General features: G+C 71.5%; 16 protein-coding genes. 13 read left to right on the plus strand and 3 right to left on the minus strand.

The features are described from left to right. Positions 1-134: 134 nt before the first annotated feature. From ACH4FH_RS25290 to ACH4FH_RS25315, 6 genes are all read left to right on the plus strand, one after another. Positions 135-1,985, plus strand: a complete 1,851-nt coding sequence (locus ACH4FH_RS25290) for a phosphatidylglycerol lysyltransferase domain-containing protein (protein WP_398558165.1) — start codon at positions 135-137, stop codon at positions 1,983-1,985. Between the two features lie 190 nt (positions 1,986-2,175). Further along, a complete protein-coding gene (gene folP, locus ACH4FH_RS25295; protein ID WP_398558166.1) occupies positions 2,176-3,126 on the plus strand; it encodes a dihydropteroate synthase in 951 nt (316 codons plus the stop codon). A gap of 5 nt (positions 3,127-3,131) precedes the next feature. After that, a complete protein-coding gene (locus ACH4FH_RS25300) occupies positions 3,132-3,629 on the plus strand; it encodes a nuclear transport factor 2 family protein (protein ID WP_398558167.1) in 498 nt (165 codons plus the stop codon). A gap of 427 nt (positions 3,630-4,056) precedes the next feature. Beyond that, positions 4,057-4,416, plus strand: a complete 360-nt coding sequence (gene folB / locus ACH4FH_RS25305; protein ID WP_398558168.1) for a dihydroneopterin aldolase — start codon at positions 4,057-4,059, stop codon at positions 4,414-4,416. Further along, positions 4,413-5,009, plus strand: coding sequence for a 2-amino-4-hydroxy-6-hydroxymethyldihydropteridine diphosphokinase (folK, locus tag ACH4FH_RS25310; protein ID WP_398558169.1), 597 nt, complete (start codon positions 4,413-4,415; stop codon positions 5,007-5,009). Before folB ends, folK begins: the two co-directional genes overlap by 4 nt. A gap of 179 nt (positions 5,010-5,188) precedes the next feature. After that, a complete protein-coding gene (locus ACH4FH_RS25315) occupies positions 5,189-5,671 on the plus strand; it encodes a DUF3180 domain-containing protein (protein ID WP_398558170.1) in 483 nt (160 codons plus the stop codon). 94 nt (positions 5,672-5,765) lie between these two features. Here ACH4FH_RS25315 and ACH4FH_RS25320 read toward each other — a convergent pair whose 3' ends face one another. Beyond that, a complete protein-coding gene (locus ACH4FH_RS25320; protein WP_398558171.1) occupies positions 5,766-7,001 on the minus strand; it encodes an ABC transporter ATP-binding protein in 1,236 nt (411 codons plus the stop codon). Positions 7,002-7,224: 223 nt separating this feature from the next. On the opposite strand from ACH4FH_RS25320, the gene ACH4FH_RS25325 reads away from it, so the two are divergent. From ACH4FH_RS25325 to ACH4FH_RS25345, 5 genes are all read left to right on the plus strand, one after another. Beyond that, on the plus strand, positions 7,225-7,947 hold the full coding sequence (locus ACH4FH_RS25325; protein ID WP_398558279.1) for an ABC transporter permease: 723 nt from the start codon (positions 7,225-7,227) through the stop codon (positions 7,945-7,947). 3 nt (positions 7,948-7,950) lie between these two features. Next, on the plus strand, positions 7,951-8,820 hold the full coding sequence (locus tag ACH4FH_RS25330; RefSeq protein WP_398558172.1) for an ABC transporter permease: 870 nt from the start codon (positions 7,951-7,953) through the stop codon (positions 8,818-8,820). 316 nt (positions 8,821-9,136) lie between these two features. Continuing rightward, positions 9,137-10,105, plus strand: coding sequence for an ABC transporter substrate-binding protein (locus ACH4FH_RS25335; RefSeq protein WP_398558173.1), 969 nt, complete (start codon positions 9,137-9,139; stop codon positions 10,103-10,105). Between the two features lie 64 nt (positions 10,106-10,169). After that, a complete protein-coding gene (locus tag ACH4FH_RS25340) occupies positions 10,170-11,627 on the plus strand; it encodes a hypothetical protein (protein WP_398558174.1) in 1,458 nt (485 codons plus the stop codon). A gap of 349 nt (positions 11,628-11,976) precedes the next feature. Continuing rightward, the gene (locus tag ACH4FH_RS25345) at positions 11,977-12,495 is read left to right on the plus strand and encodes a hypothetical protein (protein WP_398558175.1); all 519 of its coding nucleotides are present in this window, start codon (positions 11,977-11,979) and stop codon (positions 12,493-12,495) included. Between the two features lie 598 nt (positions 12,496-13,093). Here the strand turns inward: ACH4FH_RS25345 and ACH4FH_RS25350 are convergent. Together ACH4FH_RS25350 and ACH4FH_RS25355 are read right to left on the minus strand one after the other, a co-directional pair. After that, positions 13,094-14,236 carry an NADH-quinone oxidoreductase subunit D gene (locus ACH4FH_RS25350; RefSeq protein ID WP_398558176.1) on the minus strand — a complete coding sequence of 381 codons (1,143 nt, stop codon included), beginning with the start codon at positions 14,234-14,236 and terminating at the stop codon, positions 13,094-13,096. A gap of 271 nt (positions 14,237-14,507) precedes the next feature. Further along, positions 14,508-15,536, minus strand: coding sequence for an SAM-dependent methyltransferase (locus tag ACH4FH_RS25355; protein WP_398558177.1), 1,029 nt, complete (start codon positions 15,534-15,536; stop codon positions 14,508-14,510). 246 nt (positions 15,537-15,782) lie between these two features. Between ACH4FH_RS25355 and ACH4FH_RS25360 the strand changes: the two genes are divergently transcribed. Beyond that, the gene (locus tag ACH4FH_RS25360; RefSeq protein ID WP_398558178.1) at positions 15,783-16,988 is read left to right on the plus strand and encodes a sensor histidine kinase; all 1,206 of its coding nucleotides are present in this window, start codon (positions 15,783-15,785) and stop codon (positions 16,986-16,988) included. Between the two features lie 210 nt (positions 16,989-17,198). Continuing rightward, the gene (locus ACH4FH_RS25365) at positions 17,199-17,882 is read left to right on the plus strand and encodes a response regulator (RefSeq protein WP_398558179.1); all 684 of its coding nucleotides are present in this window, start codon (positions 17,199-17,201) and stop codon (positions 17,880-17,882) included. The last annotated feature ends 42 nt before the right edge of the window (positions 17,883-17,924 follow it).

A 17,924-nucleotide genomic window follows, 5' to 3' on the forward strand; every position in this document is an offset into this window, starting at 1 on the left:
TTTCTTCCGGGCGGCCGGTCCATCCGTGCCGCTAAGGGAACCCCGAGCCCTGAAACGCCGTCATACAGGGCGCAAAAAGTCCAGATGTTGCGACAAGGCTCGCATGTTCTCTCGACCGGGGCGACGGGAAAGTGATGTCTGACAGGCAAGATGACGAAAAGCCGGAGCGGGTTGCGTGGCGAACGCCACGCCGGCTCCGTGGTCCGCGCCCCGAATCGGTGCCGCGGTGCGTCGGGACGGCCGGCGTGGTCGTCGGCCTGCTGAACCTCGCGGCCGGGGTCTTCCCACGATTCCGGCACAGTCGCATGCATGCGATGGCCGAGGTGCTGCCGGGCGCCGTGAGCCCGCTGGCGGCTGCCGCGTCGATCGTCGTCGGCATTCTGCTGCTCCTGCTGGCCCATGGGCTGAAGCGGCGCAAGCGGCGCGCGTGGGTGGCTGCGGTGGCGCTGCTGCCCGTGGGTATCGCCGCTCAACTCGTCTATCGCCACTCCGTTCTCGGGGCGGCGCTCTCGCTTGCCCTGCTGGTGTTCCTGGTGTGGCACCGGCGCGAATTCGCCGCGCTCCCGGACCCCCGCAGCCGCTGGAAGGCGGCGGCCAATCTCGTCGTCCTCGGCGGTGTGAGCTTCGCCATCGGCATGGTCGTCGTCAGCTCCCACCCCCACAAGACCATCGGCTCGCCGTCCTTCTGGGACCGGGCGCAGCACGTGCTGTGGGGCCTGTTCGGCTTCGAGGGCCCGGTCGCCTACACCCAACGGGTCGACTACACCGTCGGCTACTCCCTCGGCGCGCTCGGCCTGCTGACCGTCGCCACCACCGCGTACCTCGCCTTCCGGCCCGAGCACCCGGCGGCGCGGCTGACCGATGACGACGAGCGGCGGCTGCGGGAGCTGCTCGACAAGCACGGCGGCCGGGATTCGCTCGGCTATTTCGCGCTCCGCCGCGACAAGGGCGTGGTCTTCTCGCCGACCGGCAAGGCCGCCGTCTGCTACCGGGTGATCTCCGGTGTGATGCTGGCCAGCGGAGATCCGATCGGTGACGTCGAGGCCTGGCCGGGCGCCATCGAGCGGTTCATGGAGGAGGCCCGGGCGCACTCCTGGACGCCGGCGGTGACCGGTTGCAGCGAGACCGGCGGCCAGGTGTGGACCCGGGAGACCGGTATGGACGCGCTGGAGCTCGGCGACGAGGCGATCGTGGATGTCGCCGATTTCACACTGTCCGGCCGGGCGATGCGCAACGTACGGCAGATGGTCAAGCGCATCGAACGCAACGGGTACGTGACCCGGGTGCGGCGGGTGCGCGATCTGGAGCCGGCGGAGCTGGAGCGGATCCAGGCGGCGGCGAACGCCTGGCGGGACACCGACACCGAACGCGGCTTCTCCATGGCGCTGGGCCGGATCGACGCCGTGGACGACGGCGACGCGGTGATCGCGACGGCGCATCGTGCGCCCGCCGAGGGCGAGGACGCCGGGCCCTACGGGGACTTGAAGGCGATGCAGCACTTCGTGCCGTGGGGGGACACCGGCATCTCCCTGGAGCTGATGCGCCGCGACCGCAGTGCCGATCCAGGCATGAACGAACTGCTGATCGTGGCCGCTCTGCAGGCGGCCCCGGACCTGAGCGTCAAACAGGTGTCGCTGAACTTCGCGGTGTTCCGCTCCTCGCTGGAGCGCGGTGAGAAGCTCGGCGCGGGACCGGTCCTCCGGGTCTGGCGCGGCATGTTGATCTTTCTGTCCCGCTGGTACCAGATCGAGTCGCTGTACAAGTTCAACGACAAGTTCCGGCCACGCTGGGAGCCCCGCTTCGTGGTCTTCCGCAACAGCCGCGACATCCCGCGGATCGGCCTGGCCGCGCTGCAGGCCGAGGGCTATCTGGAGCTGAGCCTGCCGCGCGTCCTGCGCCGCAGGCGCCCCGCCGAACTCCGGCCGTGCGCGCACGCCCCGGCACCCGTCGCGCCCAGTGCGACAGTGATCGAGAAGGCCGCCTGAGGGCCGGGGGAGGGGCGTCGTACGGGCGCCGGAAGTCCGGGGCGGCGCCTGCCGGCCAAGGGCCCGTCCGGCCCCCGGGGCGGACTGCCGTGGCCCGGACCACCCCCTCGGCCGTCGTCCGGCGTGGAGGCGCCTCGCCGCTGCAGGTGGCCGCAATCCGGCCAGTCGGAACACGGCCTAGGCTGGTGCCATGAGTACCTTGCGTGGCCGGGTGGCCGGACTGCCGGACTGGGACCGCTGCGCGGTGATGGGCGTTGTGAACGTCACGCCTGATTCGTTCTCGGACGGCGGTCAGTGGTTCGACACCGAGTTGGCCGTCAAGCACGGGCTCGACCTCGTGGCCCAGGGGGCCGACGTGGTGGACGTGGGCGGTGAGTCGACCCGCCCGGGGGCCGCACGCGTGGACGAGGCCGAGGAGCTGCGCCGGGTCGTCCCGGTCGTACGTGAGCTGGCCGCGGCCGGTGTCGTGGTCTCCGTCGACACGATGCGCGCGTCGGTCGCCGAGCGGGCCGTGGAGGCCGGGGCGCGGCTGGTCAACGACGTGAGCGCGGGCAACGCGGACCCGGCGATGGTGCCGATGGTGGCCGCGTCCCACGTGCCGTTCGTCGTGATGCACTGGCGCGGGCAGTCCGTCGACATGAACGACCGCGCCGTCTACGCCGACGTGGTCGCGGAGGTCGTCGACGAGCTCGGGCAGAGCATGGAGCGGGCCGTGTCCGGCGGCGTCGACCCGGCGCGGATCGTCATCGACCCGGGACTCGGTTTCGCCAAGGGCGCCGCGCACGACCTGGCGCTGGTCGCGCAGCTGGCGCGGCTGCGGGCGCTGGGCAGGCCGTTGCTGGTGGCCGCATCGAGGAAACGCTTCCTGGGCAGGGTGCTGGCAGGGCACGAGGGAGCCGCCCCGCCGCCGGCCCGCGAGCGGGACGCCGCGACGGCTGCGGTGTCGGCGATGGTGGCACGAGAGGGGGCCTGGGCGGTGCGGGTGCACGAGGTCAGGGCGAGCGCGGATGCGGTGCGGGTGGCGCGCGCCGTGGAAGAGGCGGCCGGTACGGCCGATATGAGTGATTCACGCGCAACAGGCGATATGAGCAGTACGGCAGAAACGAACGATATGACGGCGAACCCGACGGGAACGGTGTGAGCGGCTTGGGCCCACGGACGGACATCGAGCTGGTCGAGCAGGCGAACACGACCCTGTACGAGACCATCGAGCAAGGCGATCACGAGGCGCTGTCCGGGCTGTGGCTGGATGGTGAGGTGAGCGTCGTCCACCCGGGGTGGCCGGTGTTGCGCGGGCGCGGTGAGGTGCTCCGCTCGTACGCCCTGATCATGGCGAACACCGAGTACATCCAGTTCTTCCTCACGGATGTGGAGATCGATGTCGTCGGCGACACGGCGCTGGTGACCTGCACTGAGAACATCCTCAGTGGCGGACCCGCCGAGGACGACGGCTCGGTGGGGCCGCTCATCGGCCAGCTGGTCGTGGCGACCAATGTCTTCCGGCGTACGGAGGACGGCTGGCGGGTGTGGTCGCACCACGGCTCGCCGGTGCTGGCGGACCGCGATGACGAGGAAGACGGCGACGACGACGAGGACGGCGACGACGACGGCCCGGTAGGCGGAGGGGCGCCCGGCGGGGTCTGAGCGTGGGCGGGCCGCGCGAGCGCGCGTGGCCCGCCGGTCCCGCGCGGGCGGCCCGAGGCGTGCTCCCGTGGGCGGAGCCGCCGGGCGCGAAGCCGGCGCGGGACGTCACCGGCGGACGTCCCGGTAGCCGTCCCGGCGGACGTCAGCGGCGGGCGTCAGCGGGGTGGCCGAGGCGCACCCGTTCGAGCCAAGTGCGGCAGGGGTAGGGGTGGGGAGCGGGGGCAGGGGTAAGAGGCCGCGCGGATGACTTCCCCGGTCGGCTAGCAGTAGTACGGGGGCTTGTCCATAGCCCCCGTGGGGGAGCACTGTCGGTGCTCGCAGGTAGATTCGACGACAGGGCGGTGTTGCCGGAGCAGTCCGGCGCGCGCGCCGGAATCCGATCAGCAGTGGCGCCAGGGGTGCCAGTGAACCAGTGGGAGTGATTCGCGTGGATCGTGTCGCGCTGCGCGGGCTTAAGGCCCGAGGGCACCACGGGGTTTTTCCCCGGGAGCGCGAGGAAGGCCAGACCTTCATCGTGGACCTCGTGCTGAGCCTGGACACCCGGCCGGCAGCGGCGACCGATGATCTCGCGAAGACCGTGCACTACGGCGTTGTGGCCGAGGAGGTGGTGGCCGTCGTCGAGGGGGAGCCGGTCGACCTCATCGAGACCCTCGCCGAGCGGATCGCCGCGCAGTGCCTGAAGAACGAGGGCGTGCAGGAGGTGGAGGTGGTGGTGCACAAGCCGGATGCCCCGATCACCGTGCCCTTCGACGACGTGACCATCACCATCACCCGGAGCCGAGTATGAACACCAGCAGTGACCCGACCGTACAGCCGGTGCCCGCCTCCGTGGTGGAGCGAGTGGACGCCGCGGATGTGACGCTCTCCAATCCCAAACGCGCCGTGATCTCGCTCGGCAGCAATCTCGGCAACCGCCTGGAGACGCTGCAGGGTGCCGTCGACGCCCTGGAGGACACCCCCGGTCTGCGGGTCAAGGCGGTCTCCCCGGTCTACGAGACCGAGCCGTGGGGCGTCGAGGCTGGCTCGCAGCCCTCCTATTTCAACGCCGTGGTGCTGATCAAGACGACGCTGCCGCCGTCCTCGCTCCTGGAGCGCGGGCACGCGATCGAGGAAGCCTTCGAGCGGGTGCGCGACGAGCGGTGGGGGCCGCGCACGATCGACGTCGACATCCTGGCCTATCAGGACGTGGTGTCCGACGACCCGCAGCTGACGCTGCCGCACCCGCGGGCCCATGAGCGCGCGTTCGTGCTCGTGCCCTGGTACGACATCGACCCGGAGGCCGAGGTTCCCGGGCGCGGCGTGGTCGCCGAGCTGCTGTCGGCGGTCGGTCGTGAGGGTGTGACGCCGCGCGCCGACCTGGAACTGCGGCTGCCGGAGTAGTCGTTAGGGTGGCGGGCCGTTCGCCTGCGGTGTGATGCGTAGGGATAGGTCCCGTATGGCATGGATGCCTACGAACCGGGCCGGTGCGGCATGGATACGTACGGAACGGACAGGGCAGCCATGAGAACAGTGGCCCAGGACGGCAGGACAGCCATGACGGTGCGAGGGGCGATCGCTCGGTGAAGCAGCTACACATCAAGGTGCTGGTCGGGCTGTTTCTGGTGGCCGGGGTGCTCGCCTGGGCGGGCGCCCGGCTGTGGGACTCCCTGGGCACCCTGCCGGGCGTGCCGGTGGCGGCCCCGATCGTGCTGGCGTTGATCGCCGCCGTGCTGGCCGCCACCGCCTTCTCCATGCGGTCGAGGCTGCGCGCGCAGCGCGAGCGCAGGCCGGGGGCGAAGGGCGTGGATCCGCTGGTGGCGGCCCGCGCGGTGGTCTTCGGGCAGGCGAGCGCCCTGGTGGCGTCGCTGGTGGCCGGGCTGTACGGCGGCGTCGGCGTCTTTCTGCTGACTTCGGGCATCGAGGTCGAGCCCCGTCGTGACCAGGCGATCTATGCCGGTCTCTCGGTGCTCGCCGGAGCCGCGGTGGTCGCCGCCGCGATCTTCCTGGAGCGGGTCTGCAAGCTGCCGGACGACGAGGACGACGCGGGCGCGACGGCGGCGTAGCCGGGCGGCCGGCGCGGGGGCAGGGCGGTGGGCCGGCGCCCCTTCCGTGCCCTTCCGCGCCCTGCGGTGCTGTCGTCGCGCGGCCGGCTCTCCGTCAGCGTCCGGGGACCGTGTCGAGCGACACTTCCCCGCGCGGGATGTTCGCCGCGTCCGCGGTGGTGGAGCGGCGTAGTGCGGCGTGCAGCCGGGCCGGGGTGAGGACGCCGAGGAAGCCCTCACTGTCGTCGAGTACGGCCACCCAGCCGGCGTCATGCTGCAGCAGCGTGCTGAATGCCTGCTTGAGCGGGGCACCGAGCGGCAGCCAGGCGTCCATCCGCCGGGCGAACTCGCGGACGGTGGCGGCCTGCGGAGCATGCTTCGTGACGATGTGTGCCGCATCGGGTCTACTTTCACCGGTATCGGGGTCGGTGTCGCCGCCCGTCCCTTGCAGTGTGGCCGCGGAGACCCAGCCGTGGAGTGACTCGTCCGCGTCGAGGACGACGGCCCAGGGCGCGCCGTCGGAGGACAGCCGGGCGGCCGCGTCGCCCGCGGGGTCGTCGAGGTGGACGACCGGGGGCAGTTCGAGGTCGCCGCGTTCGACGGGGGTGACCGAGAGCCGTTTCAGGCCGCGGTCCGCGCCGACGAAGGCCGCGGTGTACGGGGTCGCGGGGGCACCCAGCACCGCCGCGGGCGTGTCGAACTGCTCGATGCGGCCGGCGCCGTAGACGGCGATGCGGTCGCCCAGGCGGACCGCTTCCTCGATGTCGTGGGTGACGAAGAGGACCGTCTTGTGCAGCGTGGACTGGAGCCGCAGGAACTCGTTCTGGAGGTGCTCGCGCACGACGGGGTCGACCGCGCCGAACGGTTCGTCCATCAGCAGCACGGGCGGGTCGGCGGCCAGCGCGCGGGCGACACCGACGCGCTGGCGCTGCCCGCCGGAGAGCTGGTCGGGGTAGCGATCGCCGTACCTCGAGGGGTCGAGGCCGACCAGGTCGAGGAGTTCGGCGGCGCGGGCGCGGGCCTTGTCGCGGCGCCGGCCCAGGAGGTGCGGAACCGTGGCGGTGTTGTCCAGCACGGTCTTGTGGGGGAACAGCCCGACCTGCTGGATGACGTATCCGATGCGGCGGCGCAGGGCGACGGGGTCGAGGGTGGATATGTCCTCGCCGTCGAGGTGGATGCTGCCGCTAGTGGGCTCGATGAGCCGGTTCACCATTTTCATGGTCGTGGTCTTGCCACAGCCCGAAGGACCGACGAGCGTGACCAGTTCACCCTTCGCGACCTCGAAGGAGAGGTCGTCGACGGCTGTGGTGCCGTCGGCGTAGCTCTTGGTGACGTGCTCGAAGCGGATCATGGTTCCCCATTGTGGACGGGCCGTCGTGAACGCGGTGTTGCGCGTGGATTGCGGGCTGGGTCGATTGTCAGTGGTGGGGGTTAGGGTCGCAGAGAGTTACCGAAATTGGTGAGCGACCGGGGCGGGGGAGGTGAGGGCGGTGAGCGCACGGACGGGCGTGCCGGAAGCGGCGCAGGCGGTGACGGACGGGGCGGCTGCGGCGCAGGCGCAGGCCGGCGGGCCGGTGTCGGGGCCCGGCTGTCTGCAGGCCAATGACTGGATCTGCGCCGAGTATGTCCGCACCCGCGGGACGGAGTTGGTCGACGCGACCGTCCAGCACATCGGCATCATGGCGGTGTCCGTCGTGATCGGGCTGCTGATCGCCTTTCCGCTGGCGCTGATCGCCCGGCGGTGGCGGGGCGCGGCGGGGGCGGTCCTCGGGCTGACGACGGTGCTCTACACCGTGCCGTCGCTGGCGATGTTCGCGCTGCTGACGCCGCTCTTCGGGGTCTCGGCCTCGGTGGTGGTCACGGGCCTGGTGATGTATTCGCTGACCATCCTGGTGCGCAACATCCTCGCCGGCCTGGAGGCGGTGCCCACGGACGTGCGGGAGGCGGCCCGGGGGATGGGGTACGGCACCGCGCGGCTGCTGTTCGAGGTGGAACTCCCGCTCGCACTGCCCGCGTTGGTGGCGGGTCTGCGGATCGCGACGGTCTCGACGGTGGCGATGACGACCATCGGTTCGGTGGTCGGCTACGGCGGCCTGGGAAATCTGATAGCCAGCGGCATGGAGGGCTTCTTCAAGGCCGAGGTGCTCACGGCGTCCGTGCTGTGTGTGCTGCTGGCTCTGACGGCCGACCTGCTGCTGATGGGACTTCAGCGGTTGCTGACGCCCTGGACGCGGGTCAGGTCGCGGCCAGGGGCCCGGGCGCGACGCGGGGGACGCACGGCGAAGGTGGTGGCCTGAGCGATGGACGCGATCACGGGTGCGTGGCAGTGGTTGACGACCGCCGCCAACTGGGCCGGTGAGAAGGGGGTGTGGCACCGCCTCGGCGAACATGTCCAGCTGAGCGCGTTGTGCCTGATCATCTCCTGCCTGATAGCCCTGCCCCTGGCGCTCTGGCTGGGGCACCTGGGCAAGGGCGGAGCGCTGGCCGTCAACATCTCCAACGTGGGCCGCGCGGTTCCCACCTTCGCGGTGCTGGTGCTCCTGACGCTCAGCCCGCTGGGGACGCAGGGGGACTTGCCGACGATCATCGCCCTGGTGCTGTTCGCGGTGCCGCCGCTGCTGACCAACGCCTATCTGGGCATGCGGGAAGCGGACCGCGATGTGGTCGAGGCGGCGCGTGGGATGGGCATGTCGGGGCCTCAACTCCTGCTGCGCGTCGAGATACCTCTCGCCTATCCACTGATCATGACCGGGGTGCGGTCGGCGACGGTCCAGGTCGTGGCGACCGCGACGCTGGCCGCGCTGGCCGGCGGCGGCGGGCTGGGACGGATCATCACCGCGGGCTTCGGTAACTACGACACCGCGCAGGTGGTTGCCGGCGCGTTGCTGGTGGCCGTTCTCGCGCTCGCTGTGGAGGGTCTCCTCGTCCTGGTGGACCGGCTGTTCGACCCGATGCGGGGGCGGCGCCGGCGCCGCCGTACGGCGAAGGGCGAGTCACCGGGGGAGGGCCGGGCAAACGCGCCCGTGGCGCGGGCGGAGGCCGCGAATGGAACCGGAGTGGGTGCCTCCGGGGCCGGTGCCTCCGGGGCGGAGGAATCCGGGGCGGAAGTTTCCGGGGCCGGCGGGTCAGGGCGCGATGACAAGGCGGTCGCGTTAAGGAAACAGACCTGACGCGGCGCCGTCGCTCTTGCCAAGCTTCCTGGCGGGCCACGGGCCGGGACCACGGCTCCCGGACTGACGTAGCCCGCGCGTCACCACGGCCGAGCCCCTCACGCACGAGCGCCACGTACAGAGCCCCTCACGTACCGAGATTCACGCGCGCCTGGCCCCCGGGCACATGGCACCTGCACTTGCACCGGCATCCATATCCATATCGGGACCGGGATCGGGATCGGCAACGAGTCGGTGCTCGGGCCTCGGGCGGCGCGGCGGCACTTCCGCCCACACCAGCACGTGACCCATCCGAACGAACTGATTGGTGAATTCCATGAGCAGCAAGACGCGCGCGGTGCGCACCGCGCTTGTCGCCGGGACAGTCATCGCGCTGGCGGCCGGGCTGGCCGCGTGCGGTGGCCAGAGCCTGGAGGCCAAGGGCGGCGGCGAGAACAAGGGAGGCGGGAAGGGCGAGATCGTCATCGGCTCGGCCGGTTTCACCGAGTCGAAGGTGCTCGCGGAGATCTATTCCAGGGTCCTCGACAACGCCGGTTACGAAGCGCGCGTGCAGACGCTCGCCAATCGGGAGCTGTATGAACCGGCCCTGGAGAAGGGGCAGATCGATGTCGTCCCGGAATATGCCTCCACTCTCGCCGAATTTCTCAATGCCAAGAAGAACGGCGCCAAGGCGAAGCCCGTGGCCTCCAGCGACATCGACAAGACGGTGACGGCGCTCAAGAAGCTGGCGGAACCGCGCGGTCTGAAGGTGCTCGCGGTGGGGGAGGCGACGGACCAGAACGCCTTCGCGGTCACCAAGGAATTCGCCGCCGAGCACAAGCTGAAGACGCTCACCGATCTGGGCAGGTCGAAGCAGAAGATCAGGCTCGCGTCCGGTGAGGAGTGCGAGACGCGGGTGTTCTGCAAGCCGGGCCTGGAGAAGACGTACGGCATCGACATCACGGCCATCGATCCCAAGGGCGTCGGCACCCCGCCGGCGAAGCAGGCGGTCAAGGACGGTACCGACCAACTGGTGCTCACCACCACCACGGACGCCACGCTCGACAGCTTCGGCCTGGTGCTTCTGGAGGACGACAAGAACCTGCAGAACGCCGACAACGTGCTGCCGGTGGTGAATGCCAAGAGCGCCGGGGACAAGGAGATCGAGGCGGCCCTCGCCAAGCTCACGAGTACGCTCACAACCCAGGACTTGATCAACTTGAACCGCAAGGTCGATGCCGAGCGCCTCAAGCCGGCGGATGTCGCGCGGACATATCTGGAGTCCAAGGGGCTGCTGAAGAAGTAACCACCGAGAAACGGATTGGCGGGCGGGGCCCCATAGGTCCCGCACGCACGGTAAGTTTCTGGCCATGCCACGAGGACGCCACCGCCATTCACCACCCCTCCACCGGCTGCTTCCTCCGTCGACGGTCGCCGGTGCGTCGATCGCCTGCGCCGCGAGCACGTGGCTCGTCGGCGACGACCTGGTGCAACGGGTGCTCGCCGCCGGTGCCGCGGGCGCCGCGATCACCGGTGCGGTTCTTCTGCGCGCCTGGGACCGTAAGGCCGGTAAGCGGGTCGCCGAACTCACCCGCGCGCGGGTGCGCGACGAGTGGCGGACCGAGGAACGGATAGCCGAGCTCGAAACGGATATCGAGGAGTCCCGCGAGATCCGTACCGCGCTGGATACCAAACTGCGAGCCAAGCGCGCCGAATTGGCCCGGCTGCGCAGTGAGCACGCCGAACTGCTGCGCCGCTACGCCACCGCGGAGACCGAGCGGGCCACCGCGCTGGAAGGCCGCCGGCTCCTGGCGATCGAGGCCGCCACCCCGGCCAGGGCGGCGCTGCCGGCCGCCGGAGGTCACCGCCTGGCGCTGCACGAGCCCGCCGCGAACTCGACCGCGAATTCGACCGCGACCGCTGACCGCCGCCCGGCGAAGGGCAGCTCGGCCGGGGATGCGTCGGCGGGTGGCGCACCGGCTGATGGGACTTCGGCTGACGGGGTTTCGGGCGGACGGGCCTCGGCGGGCACGGCCTCTCAGCGGGGCGCACGCCCGACGACCGGCGGTCCGGCTTCGGCCACCGCCACGTACGCGCAGGCGGCTCAGGCCCTGCGGCAGCTGGCGCGTAACGCCGCGAAGCAGCGCGAGACCGCGCGGAACGCGGTACGCGCGCCGCGGGACGGTTCCCAGGGGAGCCAGGCCGCGCGCGAAGAGCAGGGCAGCCAGGACGGGGACAAGCACCGGGGGAATGCCGAGGCGGCCGCCGCACCGAGTGAGGGCGGTGCGCGCCACGCCCGCAGGGCCGCCTTTGACGCCGCACCCGCGCTGCATCCGGTCCCGGCCGCCGCCGCAGCCATCGCGCCTTACCGCCCCACCGCGTCCCGTGCGCTGGGCGGCTTCGACTTCTTCGGCACGGTGGCCGCTGGGGAGCCACGGCAGCTGACGTCCCCGCTGGAGGACGATCTGGCGGACGTCGTCGGCGACGAGGCCCTCGCCGAGCATTCGGCGCGTGTTGCTCAGGCCCGCGCCCACGCGGCGGCGGAAACCGCCGCCCAGGAGCGTACGGAGACGCGCCCCGCAGCGCCCCGCCGGGAAGCCACGGCGAGCGGCGCCGTAGCGAATGGCGCCGTCGAGCAGGGCGCTGTTGCTGGTGGTGCTGCTGCGAACGGTGCTGCGGCTGCCGGTGGGGCAGGCGACAGCGAGGCAGGCGACGGTGAGTTGGGCGACAACAGGCGGGTCGATGGCGTCGGAGCTGTCATCGACCTGACTGCGCACGACGAGACCGAGCAGTTCGACGTCGCCGAGCTGCGCAGCGCGATCTCCTAGACGCCGGGGGCGGCGGCCGGGGTCGGGCCGGGGGCGGGTGAGCGGCGCGGTTGTTGCGCTTCTGCGGCCGCCGGAAGGCCGTTGGCCCCGGGGCCGCGCTGCCGTCGACGTTCCGGGCGGCCGTCCACGTACACGGTCGCTGTCGACGTACGGGGTAGCCGTACGCCCTGCCGTAGACGTGCGGGACGGGGCGGCGACCGGCGGTGCTGACCGCCTGCCGGTGGACTTGCGGCGCTGACCGCCTGCCGGTTGACCAAAGGCATACGGCGAAGACCCTTCTCGGGTCGCACGGAAGGCTGCCGTTCCGCGGCAAGGATTTAAGGCACGTTTTCGCTTGGACAGGGACCCCGTGCCTCAGATTCCGTTCGCCCGTGCCGTTTTCCGCCCCGCCGCCGTGGCCGCTGTGGCGATAGCCGCCGGTGTCGCGCTCACCGGCTGTTCAGGTTCGCTGAACCCCCTCGACGACCACGAGGAGCGCTCGGAGTACGGCTCCGGCGCGGCGGCGAAGAAGGACCGTGCGTCCATGCCGAGCTGGCTGCCGGACGACGCCAAGGACATCAGATACGTGCTCTCCACGACCGGTGACGACCGGCTGATCGCGGCCACTTTCAAGGACGGCAGGCTGCCCGACGGCTGCACCACAGGCAAGGGCGAGGGCCCCGGTCAGGGCAAGGGTGAGGGTAAGGCTGGGGCTGAGGACGATCCGGCGAAGCCGCAGGGCAAGCCGAAGTTGAAGGCGGATTGGTTCCCCAAGGACCTTCGCGCGAAGGCCGACACCCGCTGCGGCACCTGGTCCGGGGCCATGGCCGAGGGCACGTTCTACGCCTGGCAGGACGACGATGTCGTGCAGGGCTGGTTGAAGGAGTGATGCTGCTGCGCCGGCGGCAGGCCCTGTGCGCCGATCGCCCTGGCTCGGCTGCCCTGCGGGTGGCAGTCATCGGTCGCTTGTCGCGGGCGAGAGTCGTGTCGTGGGGTGTGGCCATCCCGTTAGTGGCTCCGGTGGCTCCGGTGGCTCCGGTGGCTCCGGTGGCGCGTGCCGCTCTTCGTCCGGGGCGGCGGGAAGCGTGCCGGTGACGAGGTTCTTCGTGGGCCGGCGCGGGCGCGCCTATGGAGCTGTCGGTAGGGCGAAAAGTTATCCACAGGGTGTGGATGGAGAAACCCCGCGACCCCACCCACGTCCTCGGCCGCGCACCCGTGTGAGGGGAATCCCGTCGCCAGGCCCTCGACCTGGACTGGAGCTGGGCCTCGACCTGGAGCTGGAACTGGAGACGCTACGGCTTTCGGCTGTCCTGGACGGCCTCACACGCCCCACGCAGCCGCCGCAGTCCCCTCCACCTCCGGAGCGGCTCGCACCGGAGCTGCGGAGCGCCCACACGCGTCCCGGCGCAGCGAGGGGCAGCGAGGGGCAGCGCAGGCAGGCGCTGAGACGCCGGCGCTCGTCCGCCGCCCTTGCGGCCTGCTGCGGCCTACTTGTCGATGTCGCCGACGACGAAGAACAGCGAGCCGAGGATGGCGACCATGTCGGCGACGAGCGTGCCCGGCAGCAGTTCCGTCAGCGCCTGAATGTTGTTGAAGGACGCCGAGCGCAGCTTGAGGCGGTACGGGGTCTTCTCGCCCTTGGAGACGAGGTAGTAGCCGTTGATGCCGAGGGGGTTCTCGGTCCACGCGTACGTCGCGCCCTCCGGCGCCTTCAGGACCTTCGGCAGCCGCTGGTTGATCGGCCCCGGGGGCAGGTCCGCGATGCGGTCCAGGCAGGCGTCGGCGAGATCGAGGGCGTTGTGGCTCTGGTCCAGCAGGCACTCGAACCGCGCCAGGCAGTCGCCTTCCTCGCGGGTGACGACCTTGAGCGTGGAGGCCAGCTCGCCGTACGCGAGGTACGGCTCGTCGCGCCGCAGGTCGAAGTCGACGCCGGACGCGCGGGCGATGGGCCCGGAGACGCCGTAGGCGTGCACCGCCTCGCGCGAGAGCACACCGATGCCTCGGGTGCGGCCGCGGAAGATCTCGTTGCCGAGGACCAGGTTGTCGAAGACGTCCATGCGGGAGCGGACATCGGCGATGGCGTGCCGGGCGCGGCCCAGCCAGCCGGCCGGCAGGTCCTCCTTGAGGCCGCCGACCCGGTTGAACATGTAGTGCATGCGGCCGCCGGAGATCTCCTCCATGACGGTCTGCAGCTCCTCCCGTTCGCGGAAGGCGTGGAAGACGGGGGTGATACCGCCCAGTTCGAGCGGGTACGAGCCGAGGAACATGAGGTGGTTGAGGACGCGGTTCAGCTCGGCGAGGAGCGTCCGGGTCCACACGGCACGCTCGGGGACCTCCATGCCCAGCATCCGCTCGACGCCCATCACCACGCCCAGCTCGTTGGAGAAGGCCGAGAGCCAGTCGTGACGGTTGGCGAGCATGATGATCTGCCGGTAGTCGCGCGCCTCGAAGAGTTTCTCGGCGCCGCGGTGCATATAGCCGATCACCGGCTCCGCATGCTCGATGCGCTCGCCGTCCAGGACGAGGCGCAGCCGCAGCACACCGTGCGTGGAGGGGTGCTGCGGGCCGATGTTCAGCACCATGTCGGTGCTCTCCGCCGCGCCGCCGATGCCGACCGTCGTCTCCGTCATGGGGACAGTCTCGCAGTTCGCTGCGGGCGAGTGGATAAGGGCCGGGTGGAGAGGGCTGAGGGGAAGGCACCGTCTCACGGCAGGCGTCTGGACTCCGCTCACGGCTGTACGCCCCCTGAGGGCTGATCCCTGGCAGGCGCGCGGTGGCCCTTCGCTCGTTCAGCGCCCGCAGCCCGCAGCCCGCAGCCCGCAGCCCGCAGCCCGCAGCCCGCAGCCCGCAGCCCGCAGCCCGGCGGGCCGGCTGGGGCCAGGCCGCCCGGCGGTCGCCGCGTTACGCCGTGAGCAGTCCCGCACACGTCCCGCCCACCGGTTCCAGGAGCCAGCCGAAGGCGCCCAGACCTGCCGGATCGGTCAGTTCCGCCGCCGCGCCGGCCGCGCCGAGGGCCCGTACGTACGCGGCCGGGTCCGTGGAGGCGAGGGTGAGGGGCGGGCGTCGGCCGTCCACGCCGAGGGCGTGCAGTGCCTCGCGCTGGGTCAGCAGCTCGGCTGCCGGCCCGGCGCAGGCGTCCAGTGCGACATGCGCCGTGATGTCGCAGCTGCCGTCCGGGACCGGCGTCACCTCGCGGCCTTCCCGGAAGCCGGTCAGTGTGCCGAAGAGCGGACGGTCGGACCGTTCGTGTGCGTAATCGACGGCGACGGCCAGTCCGGAGCGCAGGGTGCGAACTGCCCGCGCCCATGCCGCGTCGCGAGGCCGGCCGATCTCGGCCCGCAGCCCGGGGGAGCGGGCAGGGTCGGACGCGGCGCCCGGGATCAGGGGCGGTGTCCACCAGCGGCTCAGCCACTGCGCGTCCGGGCCGTCGACGGGCTCGCCCAGCCGCTCCGTGCCGTCGGCGCGGACCAGCACCCGCCGCGGCACACCGTCGGCGTCCGTCTCAACGACGTCCACCGGCACGTTGTCCAGCCACTCGTTCGCGAACAGCAGGCCCGTGAGTGAGCCGGGGGCGGGCAACTCGGCCCGCCATTCGATACGTACGTCCAGGTCGGCGGGGCGCGCGGCGCGCTCGACGGCGCAGGGGCGGACCCGAGCGCTCACCGCGTCGGGCAGCGCGCCGAGCACACCCGTCAGCAGCTCCCCACGGCCCGCGCCGACGTCGACCAGGGCCAGCTCGTCCGGGCGGCCCAAGGCGTCGTCGACGCGGCAGAGGAGCTGGGCTACGGCGTCGGCGTAACGAGGGGAGGCGTGCACGGAGGTGCGGAAGTGATCGGCGGGGCCGCGGCCGCCAGGGCGGGTATAGAAACCGTCCGGGCCGTACAGCGCCCGCTCCGTCGCACCCAGCCAGCCGCACCACTCGTTCGTCACGGGCCCCACGGTACGGGCGAGCGGACCGCGTATCCGGAACCGGCCCCCGGGCCCTCCCCGGAGAGGAAGGCACGGGCACCGATCGACGGTGAGTCCCCTGGGCCGGGCCCGCGCCTGCTCCCTCCGGACAGGCCCCGATACGCAGATTCGGCGTATCCCGTCTCCACCTTGGGGAGTAGTCCCGGCGTGCAGGATCGCTCCAGCGGTTGACCCGTACACCTATCCGGCCTGCCTACGCTGGGTTACGTGCAGCGCCTCTACGCTTTTCTTCGCAGGCACCCGACAGGAGTGGACTCCTTCTGGGCTGTCCTCCTCCTCGGGTTCAACTGCCTGTGGATCTTCTCCGACCTCGGCGGTGCGGAACAGATCTACGGCGCGGTCTGCACCGTCGGCCTGTGCCTGGTCATCGCGCTGCGCCGCAGGGCACCGGAGAAGATGCTGCTGCTGACGACCGCCATCGGCATCGGGCAGTTGATCTTCGGCATCGATACGAACCCCGCCGATTTCGCGATGCTCGTGATCATCTACACCGTCGCCTCCGGCACCTCCGCCACCCGTTGGGCCTCCCGCTTCGCCCTCGCCGGTGCGCTCACCGGGCCCGCGCTGTCCCTCTGGCGCTTCGGGAACGCCCCCGTGGACAGGTCCCTCTGGGAAGCCGGGGCCTTCACCGCGCTGCTGACCGTGCCGTTCGTCCTCGCGTGGGTGCTGGGCGACTCCATCCGCACCCGCCGCGCCTACTGGGCGCAACTGGAGGAGAAGGCGGCCCGGTTGGAGAAGGAGCGGGAGGCACAGTCGCGGATCGCGGTCGCGGCGGAGCGGGCCCGGATCGCCCGCGAGCTGCACGACGTCGTCGCGCACAACGTGTCGGTGATGGTGGTGCAGGCGGACGGTGCCGCCTATGTCCTCGACGCCGCACCCGACCAGGCCCGGCAGGCGCTGGAGACGATTTCCGGTACGGGGCGGCAGGCACTGGCCGAGATGCGCCGGCTGCTCGGGGTGCTGCGCACCGGGGAGCAGTCCGAGGGCGGCGAATACGTGCCGCAGCCGGGCGTCGAGCAGCTCTCCGATCTCATCGAGCAGGTGCGGGGCGCCGGCCTGCCGGTCGATTTCCGGGTGGAGGGCGAGCCGCAGCCGTTGCCAAGCAGCGTCGAACTGACCGCGTACCGCATCGTGCAGGAAGCGCTCACCAACACCCGCAAGCACGGCGGCCCGGACGTCGGCGCGACGGTCCGCCTCGCCTACAAGGACGACGATCTCGATCTACTGGTCGAGGACGACGGGCGGGGCGCGCAGCACGAGCTCTACGAAGAGGGCGGCGCCGACGGCCTGGGCCACGGCCTGATCGGAATGCGCGAGCGCGTCGGCATGGTCGGCGGCAGCCTGAACGCGGGGCCCCGGCCGGGTGGCGGCTTCCGGATCAGCGCTGTACTGCCGCTGAAGCCGACGCGGTGAAGCCGACGCGGGGAGGGCGGAGGCAGTGAGGGTGCAGCGGGGAGAGGGGACGCGGTGAGCGTGGTCGCTTGAGTGCCCGCCGCCCGCCGCCCGCCGCCCGCCGCCCGCCGCCCGCCGCCCGCCGCCCGCCGCCCGCCGCCCGCCGCCTCCGCCCCTCGCCCGTTCCGCCCGCTCCGTACGCTGTAGCCACACTCCGAAGGGACCCCCGCCATGACCATCCGTGTGATGCTCGTCGACGATCAGGCGCTGCTGCGCACCGGCTTCCGGATGGTGCTGGCCGCGCAGCCCGACATGGAGGTCGTCGCCGAGGCGGGCGACGGGGTGCAGGCTCTGGAGGTGCTGCGCTCCGCCGAGGTCGACGTGATCCTCATGGACGTGCGGATGCCGCATCTGGACGGAGTGGAGACGACCCGTCGGATCTGCGAGGCCGGGCGCAAGGAGGACGCGCCGAAGGTCCTGATCCTGACCACCTTCGACCTGGACGAGTACGCCTTCTCCGCGCTGAAGGCCGGGGCCAGCGGTTTCATGCTCAAGGATGTGCCGCCGAGTGAACTGCTCGCCGCGATCCGGGCGGTGCACAGCGGCGATGCCGTGGTCGCGCCGTCCACCACGCGCCGCCTGCTGGACCGCTTCACGCCGATGCTGCCCGCGACGTCCGCCGAGCCGGTGCGCCCCGAACTCGGCCGGCTGACCGACCGTGAGCGGGAGGTGCTGCTGCTGGTCGCGCAGGGGCTGTCGAACGGTGAGATCGCGGCGAAGCTGGTGCTGTCCGAGGCCACGGTCAAGACCCATGTGGGCCGCATCCTCACCAAGTTGAGCCTGCGGGACCGCGTCCAGGCCGTGGTGCTCGCCTACGAGACGGGCCTGGTGCGGGCCGGGAGCGCGGGCGGGTAAGGGCAGCAGAGGGGGCACGGGCGGGCCGGGAGCCGCCCCACC

It is taken from the genome of Streptomyces sp. NPDC017993, from assembly GCF_044328065.1.
Lineage (GTDB): Bacteria > Actinomycetota > Actinomycetes > Streptomycetales > Streptomycetaceae > Streptomyces.

What these genes read in the sequence shown, in the direction of transcription:
- ACH4FH_RS25290 (WP_398558165.1), top strand. Translation starts at nt 135, where the DNA reads ATGTCTGACAGGCAAGATGACGAAAAGCCGGAGCGGGTTGCGTGGCGA.
- folP (WP_398558166.1), top strand. Translation starts at nt 2,176, where the DNA reads ATGAGTACCTTGCGTGGCCGGGTGGCCGGACTGCCGGACTGGGACCGC.
- folK (WP_398558169.1), top strand. Translation starts at nt 4,413, where the DNA reads ATGAACACCAGCAGTGACCCGACCGTACAGCCGGTGCCCGCCTCCGTG.
- ACH4FH_RS25320 (WP_398558171.1), bottom strand. Translation starts at nt 7,001, where the DNA reads ATGATCCGCTTCGAGCACGTCACCAAGAGCTACGCCGACGGCACCACA.
- ACH4FH_RS25330 (WP_398558172.1), top strand. Translation starts at nt 7,951, where the DNA reads ATGGACGCGATCACGGGTGCGTGGCAGTGGTTGACGACCGCCGCCAAC.
- ACH4FH_RS25335 (WP_398558173.1), top strand. Translation starts at nt 9,137, where the DNA reads ATGAGCAGCAAGACGCGCGCGGTGCGCACCGCGCTTGTCGCCGGGACA.
- ACH4FH_RS25340 (WP_398558174.1), top strand. Translation starts at nt 10,170, where the DNA reads ATGCCACGAGGACGCCACCGCCATTCACCACCCCTCCACCGGCTGCTT.
- ACH4FH_RS25350 (WP_398558176.1), bottom strand. Translation starts at nt 14,236, where the DNA reads ATGACGGAGACGACGGTCGGCATCGGCGGCGCGGCGGAGAGCACCGAC.
- ACH4FH_RS25365 (WP_398558179.1), top strand. Translation starts at nt 17,199, where the DNA reads ATGACCATCCGTGTGATGCTCGTCGACGATCAGGCGCTGCTGCGCACC.